Below are 17,841 nucleotides of genomic sequence, written 5' to 3' on the forward strand. Positions count from 1 at the left end.
CGATGAGCGGCGTCGCCGGAATTCTGCTGAGGCAGGAAGGCAGGCAGGCCGCCGCGGCCGACATCCAGCGCATGCTTACCCGCATGCAACATCGCGCGCCTGACGGCAGTTCGTGGTGGATGGACGAGGGCGTCGTTCTTGGCCACGCCTGGCTCAACACCACCGATGAAGCCGGCCCCGGCCCGCTGACCATGGCCGGCGGCAAGCTCGCGATCACCGCGGACTGCCGGCTGGACAATCGCGACGAATTGCTGGCCAGGCTCGGCATCCGGGACAGTTCGGTTGCCGACGCCGTGCTGTTGATGCGCGCCTATCTGCGCTGGGGCGAAGCCTGCCCCGAGCATCTGCAAGGCGACTTCGCCTTTGCCATCTGGGATGGCGAGCGCCGGCAGCTGTTTTGCGTGCGCGACCATTTCGGCGTCAAACCGTTCTACTATCATTCGAGCGACCGGCGCTTCGTCTTTGCCTCGGAGATCGGGCCGATCCTCGATGCCGGCGGCGTCGACATGCGCATCAGCGAACACCAGATTTCGGGATTCCTGGCCGGGCTGCCCGATAATCCGCAGTCGACAGCCTATGCCGATATCTTCCGCCTGCCGGCGCGCCATAGCCTGACGGTGACCGGGAACCAGGTGGTGTTGCGCCGCTACTGGCAGATCGAACCCTCGCCAAGGCCGATGCGATCGGATACGGCCGAGGAATTCCGGCATTTGTTTTCGCAATCGGTCCGCAACCGCATGCGCGGCACGCCTGCGGTCGGGGCGATGCTGAGCGGAGGCCTCGATTCCTCCTCGATCGCCTGCGTGGCGGGCCTTCAGAATGCCGCGCAGCGCAAGCCGAGGCTGCCGACCTTCTCGCTGGTGTTCGAAAAGGGTTCGCCGATGGACGAGCGGCCTTTCATCGAGGCAGTGCTTGGACAGGAGCAGGTCGACGGCACTTTGATTTCCGTCGGCAACTACGCGCCCTTCGCGGAATTCGAACGCATTCTGGAGGAGCAGGAAGAAACGTTCCTGGCCCCCGGCCTGTCGCTGACCCGCGACATCTACAGGACGGCCGGCGCCAAGGGCATGAAGGTGCTGCTGGACGGCCATGGTGGCGACGAGGTGGTTTCGCAAGGCCACGGCCATCTGCACGAACTCGCCGACGCCGGCAAATGGATGGAGCTGTGGCGCGAGCTGCGCAGCGCCTCCAACACCTATGGCGACGGCATGCTCGGCCTCTACTACCAGTTCCTTACCCTTTACGGGCCGGCCTGGCGCATCGCGAGAATCAAGCGGTTCGCGAACCGCGTGCTTGGCAAATTGCGGCGCCATCCAACTGGGCGGCCGGCGACGAGCTGGCGCGGCCTGATCAATCCGGACCTGGCGATGCGCACCGACCTCGTCGAGCGGTTCCGCAGGGCCGGCTACATGCCGCCCGCGGTCAGCGCCAGCGAGACCTTGACCCATCGCTGGCTGCTGTCGAACGGCATGGTGCCGCACGCCTTCGAGGTTCTCGACAAGGCCGCCGCCAATTTCGGCGTCGAGCCGCGCTACCCCTTCTGGGACAAGCCGCTGGTCGAGTTCTGCCTGGCGCTGCCCGGCGCGGAAAAGCTGAACCAGGGCTTTGGCCGCTCGGTGCTGCGCCGCGCCATGGAAGGTATCCTGCCGCCGGCGGTGCAGTGGCGGCGCGACAAGATCGATTTCACCTCGAACCTGGTCAAAGGCATGCTCGGCAATCACCGTGATCTCCTCGACAAGGTGCTGGTAGCGGATGCGGCGCTGATCGCGCCCTATGTCAATTTGCCCGAAGTGACAGCCGCCTATGGCCGCATCGCGCGGCAACCGGACGAAGCCACCCTGCCCGATGTCCAGTATGTCTGGCGTTCGATCGCGTTGTCGCTGTGGCTAAGGCAGGTGCAACAGCGCGGGAGCCAAGCATGACACTGGCCAACATGCCACTCACCGCCGATGCGATCCGCGATGCCGGCCATCCCAAGGCTCGCGCGCAACGCTTCTACAGGGCTTATGGCCTGACGATCGGTTCGCAGGTCGAATTGCCCGAGCTGGAGCCGAGCGCGCCGGCGGCGGTCGATGTGGTGATTACAGTCGGCCCGATCGACTTGCCAAAACCCTCGCCCGAGACCGGAACTGCTTTCCGCTTCGAGGCGCGGCAGCAATATCTGGCATGGCAGACGGTCGGCGCGTTCCTGATTACCGATGCCTGCCGCATCGAGGTGGAGCCGGCGCCTGATGTCGACGACGCGCTGCTGGCGTTTCCGCTGCTCGGTCCGGTCATGGCACTGCTCCTGCACCAGCGCGGCCTGCTCATCCTGCACGCCAGCGCCATTGCCGTCGGCGTCAAAAGCGCTGTTTTCATGGGCGACAAGGGCGCCGGGAAATCGACGACGGCGAGCGCGATGATCCGCGCCGGCCATCGCTTGCTGACCGACGATGTCGTGGCGCTCGATCTCACGGACCGGCCGATGATCGTTCCGGGTTTTCCGCAGCTGAAACTCGCCGCCGATGCGGCCGCCGCGTTTCCCATCCGCCAGGCAGAAATACGCCCGCAGGTGCATGCGGCGATCGACAAGATGCAGCATCGCCTGCACGCCGGATTTGCGGCAGACGCGGTGCCGGCGACCCGGATCTATATCCTCGAGCGCAGCGACAAAGCAGCGATCACGGCGCTGCCAGGCATCGGCGCCCTGCCGGCAATCATCAAATTTTCCTATGTGACGCGTTTCGGCCGTCCAGCCCTGGTCGGCGATTTTGCCACGACACATCTTCGCCAATGCGCCGCCCTGGCCAGCCAGATCGGCGTCTGTCGCCTCGAAGTGCCCACCGGGCTCGACCGTATCGGCGAAGCTGTCGCCCTGATCGAAAACGATCTGGCGGCCGACAAAGGGCCGCGGTGACTGACATGTCCGCATCGCAGATCCTGCGCTTTTCGTTTTACCGCGATGTCGCCGGCTTCGGCGCCGCCATGGCCCGGATCGGCGGGCGCAGGACCTTCACGGCATTGCTGTTCCTGATCCTGGGAAGCCTGACCGAAGGCATCTCGATCCTGCTTCTGGTGCCGCTGCTGCATCTGGTCGGGCGACCCGAGCAGAATTTCGCGGTCAGGTTGCCTGACCGCGACTGGGTGCGCTGGCTGGCTCCGGACGGAACGCTGCAATTGACCACGGTGCTTTGCCTGCTGGTCGGGCTTGTCGCGCTGCAGGCAGCGTTCAACCGCTATAAATCCGTCTACATGGCGCGGCTGCTGCTCGACTTCATCAATCGCCTGCGCATGAACCTGTTCGAGAGCATCGGCAAGGCGCGGTGGGGGATATTCGCGCGCATGCGAAGCTCGGATCTCGACCATGCGCTGACCGGCGATATCGACCGCGTGCAGTCGGCGGCGTTCTCGCTGCTTATGCTGGTGCAGATCGCCGTGCTTCTGGCGGGTTATCTCGTTGTCTCGCTGTTCATTTCGCCAGTGATGACGGCGTTTGCCATTGTCGTCGGCATCGTCACCTTCCTGGCGCTGCAGCCGTTTCGGGCACGAGCCAGCGCCTTCGGCCGGGTCTTGACCAGCAATCGCCAGGAGCAGTACCGAACGGTCTCGGAGTTCCTCGGCGGCATCAAGGTGGCCAAGAGTCTGAATGTCGAGGCGACCTATTACGCGCAGCTTCGCGCGACGCTGGAGAAGATGAAGGCCGACAACATCAACTATGTCCGCAACAGCACCGTCGGCACCGCTCTGTTCCAGGTCGCAAGCGTCATTGGTCTGAGCCTGTTCATCTATGTCGCTTTGGTCCGCTTCAACCTCTCGCTGGCCGAGATCGTTGTCCTGCTTCTGGTGTTCATGCGCATCGCGCCGCGTTTCATGGACATGCAGATGCAGGCGCAGCAGGTACTGATCAACCTGCCGGCCTATGCCTCGATGCGCGACATGCAGGCGCGTTTCGATGCCGAAAGCGAGCCGGCAAACCGCGAATCGGATGCCAAGCTGTCGCTCGATGTCGGGCTCAACATCCGCAACGTCTCCTTTGCCTATGAGGCCGGCGGCAAGCCGGTGGTGAGCGATGTCACCTTTGGCCTTCCCGCCGGCAAGGTAACGGCGCTGATCGGTCCGTCAGGATCGGGCAAGAGCACGCTTGCCGACATGCTGCTTGGCCTGCTCGAACCGAGCGAGGGCAAGATCCTGGCCGATGGCGTCGAGATCGGCGCCGCCAACCGCCGGCGCTGGCGCGACCAGGTGGCGTATGTGCCGCAAGACGTGTTCCTGCTGCACGATACGATCGCCGCCAATCTGCGCCTTGCCGCGCCGCAAGCCAGTGACGCGGAGCTGTGGACTGCACTGCGCGCCGCGCATGGCGCCGACTTCGTCGAGCGGCTGGAGTTGCGGCTCGACACGGTGGTCGGCGACCGCGGCGTCCGGCTCTCGGGCGGCGAACGCCAGCGCATCGCGCTGGCGCGCGCGCTGCTGCGCAAACCTTCGCTGCTCATTCTCGACGAGGCGACCAGCGCGCTCGACTGGCAGAACCAATCCCTGATCGCCAAGTCGATCGACGGCTTGCGCGGATCGATGACGATCCTGACCATTGCGCACAGGCCATCGATGATCGCCTTCGCCGACTGGGTGGTTGCAGTCGAAAACGGACGAATCGTCGAAGTGGGGCAATATCAGAGGTTGAAAGCGAAGGCCGGCAGCCGCCTGTCGAAAATGCTTTCAGGCGAGCAATCGGAACCCGAGCCGGCCGAAGCAGGCTGAGTCCGGCTGCAAGATGATCCGAGGCCGACCTTGCGGCTTCAGACTGTTCAATGCACGCTGCGCCTCGCCGAGAGCTTCTCGCCTTCAACCGCCTTGTCGGCGCCGAGGCTTCTTTCGGCGTCGCGAGCCCTGTCGGCCGATGTCGGCGCGCTCCTGGCGATCATCACATACACCAGCAGGAAATAACCGATTTGGATGAGGACAGCGCAGCCGATGACGCGAAGCACCGTTGTGGTGACCGTCGCGCCGTCGACATAGGACCACGCGACCACGATCGCGAGGGCGAAAACCATTCCAATGACGAATTTTGGTAATGACATGTTCGGCGGCCCGTCAACCGGCCCGAGCATGCAAAAGCGATGACTTACCCACCCGAGTATCTCCCCATTCGCCATGCGAGCTTATTTAGCTGCTCTTTTTCGGCCGGTTGCTTCCGGCCTTCCCAACCCATCCAGACTCTATCAGGAATAATTTGCGACTCTATTAAGGCGCGAAACTGACGGCAAGGGCAACCAGCAATAATTTTCGGCTTGGCGGCGGCTTGGACTCCGCCATGCTGCGATGCACACGCAGGGGTGGTGGCCTAACTCGTCATGCGCTTTATACTACAGTAGAATCTGCAATGTTGATTAGTATTTTACTTGATTAATTTAGCAAAGCCAGTGATTCGAAAATCAGTTAAAGCCGTTCCCTCTGCGGCAAAGGACGATTTGCCCAAAACCCGCCGAAAAAAGGCATTACATTTCCTACGGTTGCTAATTATTCGTCACAAACCCGCCATAAAGGGCAAAATTTGGGCAAGGAGGGTTTATTATTTAGTCAATTCCTGACGTGACTATTTCAGCCATATGGGAAATTGTGTGTTGCGCTGCAGCATTTTTTTGGTATCGTGGCATAAACCATCCGTTCAACGTATGGAGCTTTTGCATGAGGGACGTTGCCAAGTCGGCCAATGCGGCATTTTCGCATGTCGGCGTAGATTTTCCGCCACCCATCGGCGGGCTGCTGAAGCGCAGTTTCGATATTTTCGGTTCACTTGTCGGCCTGGTGGCGCTTAGCCCGCTGTTCCTGATGGTGGCCCTTCTGGTCAAGCTTTCCGACGGCGGCTCGATCTTCTACGGCCACAAGCGCATCGGACGCGGTGGGCGGATTTTCCCCTGCCTCAAGTTCCGCACCATGGTCGAAGACGGCGAACGTGTGCTGGCCGCCTATCTCGCGGCCAATCCGGAAGCCAACGCCGAATGGATCGCGACCCGCAAGCTGAAGAACGATCCGCGCGTCACCCGCGTCGGCGCCGTTCTGCGCAAGCTCAGCCTCGACGAGCTGCCGCAGATCATCAACATCCTGCAGGGCGACATGAGCCTTGTCGGGCCTCGCCCGGTGGTGCGCGACGAGCTGGAGATCTACGGCAGCGCCGCGGTCTATTATTTGAAGTCGCGGCCGGGCCTGACCGGGCTTTGGCAGGTCAGCGGACGCAACGATGTCTCCTATGACAGTCGCGTCGCGTTCGACCGTCACTATGTCGAGAACTGGTCGCTGTTCGAAGACGTTCGCATCATCCTCAAGACCGTGCCCGCGGTGTGGATGTCGCGCGGTTCCTACTGACCGACCGCAACTGGTCAGCAATCGGGCCGGTACGGCCCGAAGCCAATCCGGTCCAAAGCTATTCGGTGATGGGCCGGTCTCGCATTGCAGCCATAGTATTCTGCCAGGTTCCGAAGGAGGCACTCGGCAGCAGGCCTATCGGGCGGATGGGGCCAAAACGGATCGGAAACGTTCAGTTGAAAACAGACATATCAGCGTATTTTCGCCTTGCCGGCCCGATGCGGCCGGCACGGCTCGTCGCCACGTGCCTCGCTCTGTCGCTCGCGGTTCCGGCCATGGCCGACGAGTACCGGCTCGGCTCGCAAGACAAGCTCAACATCCGCGTCGCCGAGTGGCAGACGGTGGAAGGCACGTTCCGTGACTGGTCGGCGGTAAACGGCGAATATTCGGTCGGTCCAGCCGGCAATTTGTCGGTGCCGTTCGTCGGCGAACTGCCGGCCGCCGGCAAGACCACGTCGGAGGTTGCGGCCGCGATCAGCGTCGCCCTGCAGCGCAAGCTTGCCTTGTCGGACAAGCCCGAAGCCTCGGTGGAAATGGTGCAGTTCCGGCCGTTCTACATCTCGGGCGAGATCCAGACGCCTGGCCAGTTTCCCTATGTGCCGGAGCTGACCGTGCTCAAGGCGATCAGCATCGCCGGCGGCATCCGGCGCAACGCCGATTACGGCACCCAGCTCGGCAAGGACCTGATCACCGCCAAGGGCAATTTCGACATTTATGACGACCAGCGCGTGCGGTTGATCGTCAAGCGTGCCCGCATCGATGCCGATCTCGCCGGCAAGGAGAGTTTCGAGGCGCCTAAGGAAGTCGAGGGCGACCCGCGCCTGGCGACAATCGTCTCCGACGAAATGCAGATCCTGATCTCCGACCAGAAAGCGTTGAAGCTGAAGCTGCAGGCGCTTGACGATCTGAAAGGGGTCCTGCAGTCCGAAATCGAGGCGCTGCAGAAAAAGATCGTCAACCAGCAAAAGCAGGTCGACCTGGCGCAGCAGCAGGCGGACAGTATCGGTCCGCTGGCGCAAAAGGGCCTGGTCGCCAACGCACGCCTGCTTTCCTCGCAACAGTCGGTCACCGATCTGCAGGGCAAGATCCTGGACTATGAGACGGCGATCCTCACCGCCAAGCAGTCGGTCAGCAAGGCGACGCAGGATGCCATCGATGCCCAGAACACGTTGAACTCGAGACTTGCCGCCGACCGGCAGCAGGTCGAAGCAGACCTCAACGAAGCCGCACTCAGGGTCAACATGCAACAGGGCCTGATGGCCCAGGCATCGGACCCGGCCACGACCGCCGCCATCACAAACAACAATGAAGAGCCGGCGCTCATCTATTCGCTGGTGCGCGTGACCGACGGCAAGACCAGCGAGATAGATGCCAAGGAAGATACACCGGTGCTGCCGGGCGACGTCATCAAGGTGAAGCTGGCGCCGACGGCCAGCCAGTAAGTTCCTGTCTCGCTCAGCTAGACCGGAACGACGGAGGGGCGGGATGAACAAGTTCGGCTCGTTCGCGCCAGGGTGCGGGCGGGAACTTCCGTTTTCGACCGCTTGAGGCAAAAATGCAGCCCGCTGCCCCGCGCCACGTCTATCTCAATCTCGATGCCATCCGCGGCGTCGCGGCGATCAGCGTCATGCTCTACCACTTCTCGCCGTTCCTGGCCGCCGGCAAGGTGCTGCCGTCGAGCTATCTGGCGGTCGACCTGTTCTTCCTGCTCAGCGGCTTCGTTATCGCGCATGCCTATGACCGCAAGATCGAAAACGGCATGGGCTTCGGCACGTTCGTGGCGATCCGCCTGATACGCCTCTACCCGCTCTACCTCGCCGGCACGCTGCTCGGTTTCTTCTATCTCGTCGTCAAGAACCGGCTGATTCCGGCGGAATACATGCCGATCTCCGAGATCGGCACCATGCTGACGACCGGCATGTTCTTCATCCCGCTGGTCAGCGATGCCTATCACACGATCTTTCCGCTCAACCCCGCGTCGTGGTCGCTGTTCTTCGAGCTGATCGTCAACATAGCCTATGTCGCCGTCTTCTTCCTGCTGACGAAACGCGTGCTGAGCACGCTCATTGCCGTCAGTCTGGTGTTGCTGGTGGTCGTCTCTATCATTGCCGGCACCCTCGACTTCGGCATGACCGGATCGACCATCATCAGCGGCCTGCCGCGCGTCTGTTTCTCGTTCTTCCTGGGCGTGCTGCTTTGCCGGTCCATGACACGCTATCAAAGCGGGCTCGGCTTTCTGCGGCGCGGCTGGTGGATAGAGGCCGCGATCGCACTGACGCTCATCGTCTTTGCCATTGCGCCGGCCGGCGGCGCGCGCGTCGCCTACGATCTCGCCTGCGTCGTCTTTGTTTTCCCGGCGCTGGTGGTGGTCGGCACTATTGCGCCGACGGCGCCGCGCCTGTCAGGCCTCTATGGCTGGCTGGGGCGGATTTCCTACCCAATCTACATCATCCACACGCCGCTGCTGATGATCATCGCCGGGGCGGGCAAGGCCGCAGCGATCGACCCGTTCGCGCATCATCCCTGGTTCGGCATCGTCATGGCGGTTTCCGTCATCGTCATCGCCGACATCGCCACGCGCCTCTATGACGAGCCGTTGCGCCGCTTCCTGCAGCGGCTGATGCTGCGCAAGCGCGCCGTCGCCTGAGATAAGCAAGTCAGACGCGCGCCGGCATGCGGCCGTTGGCGGTGTTCTCGCCCGGCACCGGAACATAGGCCCGCCTTGCCCTGGCGAGCGGCACCGGGCGCAGCTTGAACAGGCCGTAATAGACGATGAACGAGGCCATAAAATAGGGGCCGAGGATCTCGACCTCGAAGAAGGAGCGGATCAGCATCATGCCGACCGCGCCGGCGAGCACCACCGAATCGGCGCTCCAGTCACCGAACACCACCTTCGAAACATGGCCCCAGAAGGAGCGCAGGATGATCAGCGCCAGCATCGTCACGCCGATGAAGCCGAGCTCGACCAGCGTCTCGATATAGGTGTTGTGGAAATGGAAGCCGGTGCGGGTGGAGATGTAGAACTCGGCCCAGAGCCGTTCCGGATCGGCAAAACCTTGGATCCAGTAGGCGGCATAGCCATAACCGAGCACCGGACGCTGCTGCGCGGCGGCCCAGCCCTGTTCCCAGAGATAGGTGCGGCCGGTCAGCGTCGAATCCTTGCCGAAGATGCCGAGCACGACATCGAGCAGGCCAAGGTTCAGCGCAGCCATCACACCGCCGACCAGCGCCGTAGCGCCGACGACGAACAGCACGCGGCGGTAGCGGCGTGACAGAACCTTGCTCATGGCAAGCAAGGCAACGACACCGATCACCGCCGGAAGCGAAGCGACTGACGTCGCCGAGTGGGCGATCGCCAGCATATAGACGGACAGCAGGATGATCGGCGCGGTCCAGACGAAGCTCATCCAGTTGCGCCGGTAGAAGGCCAGAAAAGCGAAGCAGAAGAAGATGCCGAGCGAGGCGAAGAAGCCGATCTGGTTCTTGGAGCCGAAGGCGCCGACGAAATTGGTGGTGCCGTCGATAGTGTCGAGCGCATAGGCGCCAACCTTCAGCGAATACAGCAGCACGATGAAGATGCCGATCAGCGAGCCCAGCACCAGCGTGCGCGTGCTGATGGTGCGCGCCGCGATGTAGGCGCACAGCATGTGGGAGAAATATTGCAGCCCCGCCCGCGCGCTGATGCCGGCCGCTTGCGACCAGAACAGCGACAGGCAGACATAGGCCGCAAACAGCAGCGGCAGCCAGGCGCTGGAGAGATCGCGGGCGAAACGCCGGTAATCGACGAACAGCAGCGGCAGCCATACCAGATAGTAGGCGAGGATCAGGATCTGGCCGAAATTGGTGGAGTAGGCGAAGGCAAAGACCGACACCGCAACGGCGAAGGCGGCATAGGCCTTGTTGTTGTCCGGATCGATCAGAATGGATTTCGGGATCTTCATATCCGTACCGGATTTCTCATGCTGCCGCCTTTCGGCTGGGCTGAAGCGCCCATGGTCGGCTTTTCTGCGTCATGCGCGATCGCCGGAACCTGCCCTTGCCGGACCCCGATCAGCGGGCATCCATTGTGCAGTGCACAATATAACCTCTATCGCCTGTCACTCAATGGTAAATTTGCCGCGAGGGGTAAAGTTGCTGCAGGCAGGCCCAAAACGACCATGCAACCGACAAATGGCGTTAATGCGGCTCGCTTGTTCGAAAATTCAAACTGTGGCCGCTACCACAGCGCTCCGCCGGTGACCTGGATGTTTTCCATGGTGATGCCCTTGGCCAGATCCGAGCACAGGAACACGGCTAGAGCCGCGATTTCCTGCGGCTGCAGCATGCGCTGCTGGGGATTGCCCTTGGCGATCTCGGCCATCGCTTCCTCGGCGGTTCTGCCCTTGCCCTCACGCTCGACGACCTGCGCCACGTTGCGGCGCATCAGTTCGGTCTCGACCCAGGTCGGGCTGATCATGACGCAAGTGACACCGTGCGCGGCGCCTTCCAGCGCTACACAGCGGGTAAGGCCGAGCAGCCCGGCCTTCGAGGCGCAGTAGGCCGGGTTGTCCTTCCAGCCGACGGAAGCCGCCGTCGAGCCGATGTTGACGATACGGCCCCAGCCGCGCTCGATCATGCCGGGCAGCACAGCTCGGGTGACGCGGAACGCTCCGCTGAGATTGGTGTCGACGATCTTGTCCCACAGCGCGTCGGAATGGCCGCAGACCGGCTGTTCGGCGGTGGTGCCCGCGGCATTGACCAGTATGTCGGCCGGGCCGATGGCGGCCTGCACGTCGGCTGCAAACCGGTTGGTCACCTCGCTGTCGCGGACATCGAGATGGGCGGCACAAACCCTGGTGCCGTGTGCCGACAGGGCCAACCGCACGCCCTCGAGTTCATCGGCGCCGGGATAGTAGGCGGCGTCGGATCTGTCGGCGCCGGCGGGCGCGATGTAGGAGCCGACGGCGACATTGGCGCCGGCTTGCGCCAGGGCCGTAGCAATGGCGAAACCCATGCCGGAAAACCCGCCGGTGACGATGGCGCTGCGGCCGGAAAGGTCTGTCATGGTGGGCAGTCTCCGATGCGACGTACGATGCGTTTATTCATAGTCCGTCGCCGGCTAGGAGCGCTACCTTGCCGGCAACGCGGCCGTAACATCGAGTTTCGCTAAAGCGGTTTGCCCAGCCACTCGCGGTAGAAGCCTTCGAGATCTGGCTCGAAATCATGGACGATCGGGTAGCCCGGCGCCGCCGCTTCCACTTCGTGCATGGTGCCGCATTGTGGACAGATGAATTCGCGAATTTCCATCCATTGCGGATCGGGAATATCGCTGTTGGGATAGATCTCGCGCAGCGCTTCCTCGGTGTTTCGCACGTTGATCGCGGCCTTGAGCTTCCAGTTCTTGCGGTAGTCGCCGAAGGAGTGGCCGCATTCGCAGCGGGTGATCCGTTCATCGCCGCTTTGGCAGATGAAGAGGTGATCCGAGACCGGCAGCAGGATCGGGTCCTTCCATGCGACACGGTCCTGATAGACGGCGAGCATCTTGAAGAAGCGGTCGTCGTCCTTGTAGGCGCTCATGATGCGCTTTGTCTGCGGCCAGGGCAGCTTGCCGGCTGAGAGATCGCCGAGGACTTCCTTGCTGTATGAGGTCATGGCTTTGCTCCCGGCATGAAGATCGATCTGGCGTCGACGGTCCAGAAATCACTGAAATCCCTGGTGAAGCGCGACGACAGCTTGATCGCGCTGGCATACATTTTCTTCACCTCGGGCGCGAAGTCGGCCTTCTCGACACGGCCGCGTTCGGCAGCGATCCAGTCCGAAACCGGGATCGCCTTGGCCAGACGCTCTCTGCGCATGGCGGCACGACGTTCGACGGTGGCGTCGATATCGGCAACCGGATAACCCTCGGCGTCGTCCTTCAGCACGATGCCGAAAATCTGGATCGCCGCCTGGCGGGTGAGAAAACCGTTCTCGGCATCCCAGGCGGTCTTGACCGGATCGTGCTCCAGCACGTCGCCGTAACCGCCGCCACCATTGTAGGAATGGCTGAAGATGTCCCCCGACTTGTGCGGCGAGGTGATGTAGGGGCCTTCGACCACGGCATGGTCGCCGCCGATGTTCTTCTCGTAGTCGGAGACATGCGGATCGATACCTGGGGCATGCGCGAGCGGTTCGCCTTTTGCCGCCAGTTCATGGATGTTGGAATTGCGTACCGCGCGATGCTTCTGGCAGGTCGGCGCGGGATAGCCGCCACACATGCCGCCATTGTCGAATACCCGCGAGGAGTGTTCCGAGGTGTGCAGTCGCAGGTGCGAGGTCTTGTTGATCAGCCAGGTCGAGACGAAGGAACAGCCGCCGCGATATTTGCCGGCGCCCCCTGAATTGGGGACGATCGAGCGGCCGATATAGACCATCGGCATCGATTGTTCCCAGACCTCGATGTTGCCCATGTCGGATTCCGGATTCCAGCCGACATAGGCGGTGTCGAGGCCATCGGCGATGGCCAGCGCGCCGGAGCCGGCGGCGGCGCATTCGAAATGCGCCATGCCGAACGGCGTACCGTACTGGCTTTCGCCGCCCATCTCGATCATCGGGCTGTTGACCTGGCCAACGAAGGCTTCCTCGACGAAGCCGCGCGCGACGAAGCCGCGCGACAAAAGGCGCTGGAACACGCCATAGGCCGGCAGCAGCAGCGCCCAGGATGTGGCGGTCGCCACCATCTCATTGTCGGGGTTGGTCCAGGTGCCGTGCGGCAGCTTCAGCTCGGTCGCCATCCAGGCGCCGTCATTGACCAGGCCCTCGAAATTCATGTGCTGGGTCAAGGTGACGAACATGCCGCCATCCATGCCGGCCGGCGTGCAGTTCATCGAATGGTAGCCCCAGGGCTGCGTGCCCTCGAAGTCCATGGTGATCTTGCCGTCGGTGGTGATCTCCATCTCGATCGGGATGTTGTAGAGCCAGTCGGGATCGCCAAGCAGCTGGAAGCCGGGCTTGCCCGTCGTGACATGGCCGTAGAAGGTGTGGCCACGATAAATGCCGGGCACGGTGAGCTGGCGGGTGCGGGCGAGCTGGGCGCGACGGCCCTCCTCGATGAACTCCTTCGACACCTTCATCCAGTAGTCGAGGCCGATCTCGGAGATCAGCTGCTTGACGCTTTCGCGCATGTCGATGCAGGAGGCGACCTTGGCCTTCTCGTCGAGCACCCAGTAGATCGGCATGCGTAGATTGCGCTCGCAGCGGATGACGTAGTCGCGGCGGATCTCGTCATTCTCGCCGATCTTCTCGGCGCAGACGAACAGGCCTTCGGTGAAGCGCTCCTGCGCCAGGCAGACGTCGCCGCCGGGCGTGATGCCGCCGGCTTCGAGCTCGTGGCAGACCGCACCGGCCCAGCCGACCAGCGTGCCTTCATGGAAGATCGGCACCACGTCCATGACGTCGGGCACCTGCACGGTGCCGATGAAGGCATCGTTGTTGGCAAAGATGTCGCCTTCGCGGATCTTCGGGTTTTCCTCGTAATTGTTCTTGATCATCCATTTGATGAAGCGGCTCATCGTGTGGACGTGGACCATGATGCCGTTGGACAGCGCGATCGCATCGCCCTCGGGCGTATAGATCGCCACCACCATTTCGCCGACTTCGCGCACGCCGGGCGAGGCCGAGATGCGGCGGGCCATTTCGCGGGCCGAGACGCAATAGGCGCGCAGCTTGGTGTGCAGCGTCTCGAATTTCAGCGGGTCCTGGTTGCGTAGCGTGAGCTCGGTGATGCCGTCATAGCAGCCGGTCTCTTCCATCAGCCGTTGTGAATCGAGCAGCCGTTCGCGAAGGCGCAGGGCCGAGGCAGGTCTGTCCAACATGGCGGTGCCCTTTCAAGAATGGGTGTAATGCAGCAGCGTCCACTCATCGACGTGGACACGGTCCTGCGGATGAACAACGAGCGTGGTGGCGGGATGTTCGATGATGGCCGGACCGATCACCTCATGGCCGGGCTGCAGTAGGTCCATCTCGTAGAGATTGGCCTTGTGCCAGCGTCCCCCGATATAGGCCTCGCGCACGCCCTTGTGCGCTGCTGCCGGGGCCGACTTGCCGAGCGGGCGCTTCAAGAGCACCGGCTTGACCTTGTCGGCGGTGGCGATCAATCCGAGCTCGGTGATGGTGAAGCCGGCTTCGCCATAGCGCGAAACGCGATGGTTGACCTTGGCGTAGACCGCCTCGAACTCGTCGATGACCCTACGCATGTCGTCAGCCGAATTGACCTCGGCAAGCGGTGCCATGACCTCGACATCCTCGAGCTGGCCGGTGTAGCGCATCATCAGGAACGGCACGGTCTTGATCTTGTCTCTGATATGGCCGTCGCTGATCATCTCGTCGACCGCCGCCTTGGTGAGATCATTCCAGACGTCGGTGACCTTCTTGCCGAAAGCGAGCAGCTCGTCATCGCTTGCGCGGGCGCCGATGTCGTGCTGCGTCGAGACCGAATGCCGGCGCATGAAATCGGCGGTGGTGCAGCCGAAGGCCGAGAAGGCGGCGGCAAACTGGAAGGTGATGATGTCCTTGAAGCCGATGCCCCTGGAGCAGCCGGCCAGATGCAGCGGACCCGAGCCGCCATAGGACAGCAGCGTGAATTCCGAGGGATGGATGCCCTGGCCGGAGATGACCCGGCGCAGCGCGTTGTTGGCATCGGCTTCCAGCATGTCGATCATGCCTTCGGCAGCCTCCTCGACACCGACGCCAAGGATGCTGGAGCATTTTTCCTCAAACGCTTTGCGCGCCTTCTCGACCTGCAAGACGACCTTGCCGCCGAGGAAATAATACGGGTTGAGGCGGCCTAGTATGGCGTCGCAATCGGCGATGGTGGGTTCAGTGCCGCCCTTGGCGAAGCAGATGGGGCCGGGGTCGGAACCGGCGCTTTCCGGCCCGAGCGAGACTTTCTTGGTCAGCGGGTCGACCTTGAGGATCATGCCGGCGCCGGCGCCGATCGTGTCGAGATGCAGCGTCGGCACGTTGAGCTTGAAACGGTCCATCAGCGGCTCGTTCTCGATCCGCGTCTGGCCGCGCGAAATGACGCCCATGTCGAAGGAGGTGCCGCCCATGTCCGAGCAGATCAGGGAGTCGTTGCCGATGAGCTTGCCGACATAGGCCGCGCCGAGAATACCGCCGATCGGGCCGGAAATCATGGTTTCGTGCAGGCGCGGATGGTTGATTGAGGTCAGGCCGCCAAAGGACAGCAGCGTCTGCACGCCGTATTTGAAGCCGTATTTTTTCGAAACGTCCTCGATGCTCTTGAGCTGCTTGCGGCCGCGCGACGTCGCGTAGGCTTCGATCAGCACCGAGTTCAGCCGCGACTGTTCGCGGATGACCGGGCGGACCTCGTGGCTGGTGTAGATGAGGATGTCGGCGCCGGCTTTCAGCACCTCCTCGCGGCAGATCTCGGCGATGCGCTTTTCGTGCACCGGATTGACGTGCGAGAAGATGGTCATGATGCAGATCGCTTCGACCTTGTCGGCGATCAGCTTTTTGGCCGCAGCCGAGACCTCATGGTCGTAGAGCGGCAGCACGATGTCGCCGAACTGGTCGATGCGCTCGGTGACGCCATGGGTGCGACGGCGCGGCACCAGCGGATCGGGATGATGGTGGGTCACCGCATGCAGCCGGTCGGCATAGGAATAGTCGGCCCAGGCCTGCAGGCCGCGACCCATCAGGATCATGTCTTCCAGACCCTTGGTGGTGATCAGGCCAAGCCGGCGCCCGGTGCGCGACAACAGTGTATTGAGCATGCCGGTGCCGGAATAGAGCACGACGTTGACGCCGGAGAACAGCTGCTCCAGCGAGATGCCCCAGGCGTCGGCCGCGTCTTCGGCCGATGCGAGGAAGCCTTCGGCCTCGTTCTTCGGCGTGGTTGCCGACTTGCCGATCTTGAAGTGGCCGTCCTGGTCGACAAGGATCGTGTCGGTCATGGTGCCGCCGGCGTCGATGCCGATGACGATTGGATTGCCGACGATGGGGCTGGTGAGGTTGGGTTGGGTCACGGTCGCCTCAGGATTGCTGTAGGATGGCTCAAGCTAGATTCCTTGGGCGGCCTTGCGCCATATGCCAAAAGACACAATGTCCGCCGGACCGGGATCGCTGAGAAAAGGGCATGCGCATGGGCAATATCTGGGGGCCGCTCGCCAAGGCGATTGCCGCCACCGGTACGGACAGGCATGTCGACTGCCTGATCGACCTGATCGGCGCCGACATCGAGCACGATCTCGTCACCGTGACCCGATATTCGGCGACGAAGACGCCGGAATTCATCAAGCACCGGCGCTTCTCCGACGAGATGGTCCGGCGCTATCTCGACAATTACTACGTCTTCGACCCGTTCTATGCCTCGTGGCGGCGTGAGCAGAGGCTGGGCATCCTGCCGCTGAAGCGGCTTGCCGATGACGAGGCCAAGCGCGGCCAGTACATAGCCGGCTTCCTGGCGCAGTCGGAAATCTGCGATGAGGTCGGCATCATGCTGGCCGATGGCGGCGACTGGTGCCTCGGCATCTTCCTCGACCGCTCGACCTCCACCTTCAAGGAGAGCGAGATCGCCCTGCTGGACGAGCGGCTGCCGGTGTTCGAGGCCTTGCATGCGCTCGACATCAAGGCGCGCGGCACCGAGTTCTCCCGCACATCGGCGCCGACCGGCCCCGGCGCCTCGCCCCGGCAGGAGCCGACCATCCCGGCGAGCCTGTGGCCGGAGCTGTCGCTGCGCGAGCGGGAATTGGTGCAGTTGATCCTGGCGGGACATCCGACCGCCAACATCGCGGAACGGCTCGGCATCGCCGTCGGCACGGTGAAGAACCACCGCCGCCGCATCTACGAGAAGCTCGACATAACCACCGAACGGGAGCTGTTTTTGCAGTTCTTCCAGCATCGGGCAGACGGTTAGTCCGCCATCGATATGGCCGTCAGTCGTGCAATTGCCTGGAAATCGGCGGGCCGACAGTAAAGCCGGAGAATGTTACCTCAAACCCTTCGCGCTGCGGCGAGCAGCACATCATGCCGACATCGACGGATTTGGAGATCGGGAAATAAGCCAGCCGCACCGGCTTCCACTTGCCATCGGTGGTATCAAGATATTGGATGCGGATCGCCTCGGCATGGCGGGTCAGCCGGATGCGCACGCCGTCGGGGCCGGTGGGAATGCTGAGCAGCGACCAGTCCGAGGCGTCGTTGGTGACGACGACGGAAAAGTGCGCCAGCCCGTCGGTGTATTCGATGCCTGCCTTGATCCAGTGCGTTTCGCTCAGCCGCAGCATCAGCCCGGCCTGGTCGTAGAGCACCTTGTAGTCGCCCTTGACGGTGACCTCGGCGCTGAAATCACCCTCGACCGGCCGGTAGAGGAAGTGGCCATTGTCACGCCAGAAGCCGTAAAAGGTCTCGCGCCAGAAGTCGGTTTCCTTGCCGGTGCGCACATGCACCGTGTCGTCGCCGACAACATGATGCGGCGGCGGGTTGAGCCAGGTCAGGTCCTCTTTCGCCGCCGTCATCGGT

Annotated in this window: 14 protein-coding genes; 7 read left to right on the forward strand and 7 right to left on the reverse strand. The window is 62.7% G+C overall.

Annotated features, from left to right (window positions below):
- Positions 1-2 precede the first annotated feature (2 nt).
- From X726_RS160030 to X726_RS160020, 3 genes are read left to right on the forward strand one after another with little or no spacing between them, the layout of a single operon-like run.
- A complete protein-coding gene (locus X726_RS160030; protein WP_023668812.1) occupies positions 3-1,922 on the forward strand; it encodes a lasso peptide isopeptide bond-forming cyclase in 1,920 nt (639 codons plus the stop codon).
- Positions 1,919-2,896 (forward strand): HPr kinase, encoded by a 978-nt coding sequence (locus X726_RS160025; RefSeq protein ID WP_023668813.1) that lies wholly within the window; start codon positions 1,919-1,921, stop codon positions 2,894-2,896. Before X726_RS160030 ends, X726_RS160025 begins: the two co-directional genes overlap by 4 nt.
- 5 nt (positions 2,897-2,901) lie before the next feature.
- Positions 2,902-4,737, forward strand: a complete 1,836-nt coding sequence (locus X726_RS160020) for an ABC transporter ATP-binding protein (protein WP_023668814.1) — start codon at positions 2,902-2,904, stop codon at positions 4,735-4,737.
- A 47-nt stretch (positions 4,738-4,784) separates the two neighbouring features.
- Here the strand turns inward: X726_RS160020 and X726_RS160015 are convergent, their stop codons facing one another.
- Positions 4,785-5,057 carry a hypothetical protein gene (locus X726_RS160015; RefSeq protein WP_023668815.1) on the reverse strand — a complete coding sequence of 91 codons (273 nt, stop codon included), beginning with the start codon at positions 5,055-5,057 and terminating at the stop codon, positions 4,785-4,787.
- Positions 5,058-5,664: 607 nt separating this feature from the next.
- Between X726_RS160015 and X726_RS160010 the strand changes: the two genes are divergently transcribed.
- The 3 genes from X726_RS160010 (at position 5,665) to X726_RS1000000167955 (ending at position 8,989) form a co-directional block, all read left to right on the forward strand.
- The gene (locus tag X726_RS160010; RefSeq protein WP_023668816.1) at positions 5,665-6,342 is read left to right on the forward strand and encodes a sugar transferase; all 678 of its coding nucleotides are present in this window, start codon (positions 5,665-5,667) and stop codon (positions 6,340-6,342) included.
- A gap of 218 nt (positions 6,343-6,560) precedes the next feature.
- A complete protein-coding gene (locus X726_RS160005; RefSeq protein WP_033001761.1) occupies positions 6,561-7,784 on the forward strand; it encodes a polysaccharide biosynthesis/export family protein in 1,224 nt (407 codons plus the stop codon).
- Between the two features lie 113 nt (positions 7,785-7,897).
- A complete protein-coding gene (locus X726_RS1000000167955; protein WP_023668818.1) occupies positions 7,898-8,989 on the forward strand; it encodes an acyltransferase in 1,092 nt (363 codons plus the stop codon).
- A gap of 10 nt (positions 8,990-8,999) precedes the next feature.
- On the opposite strand, the gene X726_RS160000 is transcribed toward X726_RS1000000167955, so the two are convergent.
- The 5 genes from X726_RS160000 to X726_RS159980 all read right to left on the reverse strand — a co-directional run bounded on the left by X726_RS160000 (position 9,000) and on the right by X726_RS159980 (position 16,346).
- On the reverse strand, positions 9,000-10,283 hold the full coding sequence (locus tag X726_RS160000) for an O-antigen ligase (RefSeq protein ID WP_023668819.1): 1,284 nt from the start codon (positions 10,281-10,283) through the stop codon (positions 9,000-9,002).
- A gap of 275 nt (positions 10,284-10,558) precedes the next feature.
- Complete coding sequence (locus X726_RS159995; RefSeq protein WP_023668820.1) at positions 10,559-11,386, reverse strand: SDR family oxidoreductase; 828 nt, start codon at positions 11,384-11,386, stop codon at positions 10,559-10,561.
- 101 nt (positions 11,387-11,487) lie between these two features.
- Positions 11,488-11,973 carry an acetone carboxylase subunit gamma gene (locus X726_RS159990; protein WP_023668821.1) on the reverse strand — a complete coding sequence of 162 codons (486 nt, stop codon included), beginning with the start codon at positions 11,971-11,973 and terminating at the stop codon, positions 11,488-11,490.
- Positions 11,970-14,174, reverse strand: a complete 2,205-nt coding sequence (locus X726_RS159985; protein WP_023668822.1) for a hydantoinase B/oxoprolinase family protein — start codon at positions 14,172-14,174, stop codon at positions 11,970-11,972. Before X726_RS159985 ends, X726_RS159990 begins: the two co-directional genes overlap by 4 nt.
- A 12-nt stretch (positions 14,175-14,186) precedes the next feature.
- Positions 14,187-16,346, reverse strand: coding sequence for a hydantoinase/oxoprolinase family protein (locus X726_RS159980; RefSeq protein WP_023668823.1), 2,160 nt, complete (start codon positions 16,344-16,346; stop codon positions 14,187-14,189).
- A gap of 110 nt (positions 16,347-16,456) precedes the next feature.
- Between X726_RS159980 and X726_RS159975 the strand changes: the two genes are divergently transcribed.
- Complete coding sequence (locus tag X726_RS159975) at positions 16,457-17,236, forward strand: helix-turn-helix transcriptional regulator (protein ID WP_023668824.1); 780 nt, start codon at positions 16,457-16,459, stop codon at positions 17,234-17,236.
- 19 nt (positions 17,237-17,255) lie between these two features.
- On the opposite strand, the gene X726_RS159970 is transcribed toward X726_RS159975, so the two are convergent.
- Positions 17,256-17,837: a DUF1349 domain-containing protein gene (locus tag X726_RS159970; RefSeq protein WP_023668825.1), complete on the reverse strand. Its 582-nt coding sequence runs from the start codon at positions 17,835-17,837 to the stop codon at positions 17,256-17,258.
- Between the last annotated feature and the right edge of the window lie 4 nt (positions 17,838-17,841).

It is taken from the genome of Mesorhizobium sp. LSJC285A00, assembly GCF_000503155.1.
GTDB lineage: Bacteria > Pseudomonadota > Alphaproteobacteria > Rhizobiales > Rhizobiaceae > Mesorhizobium.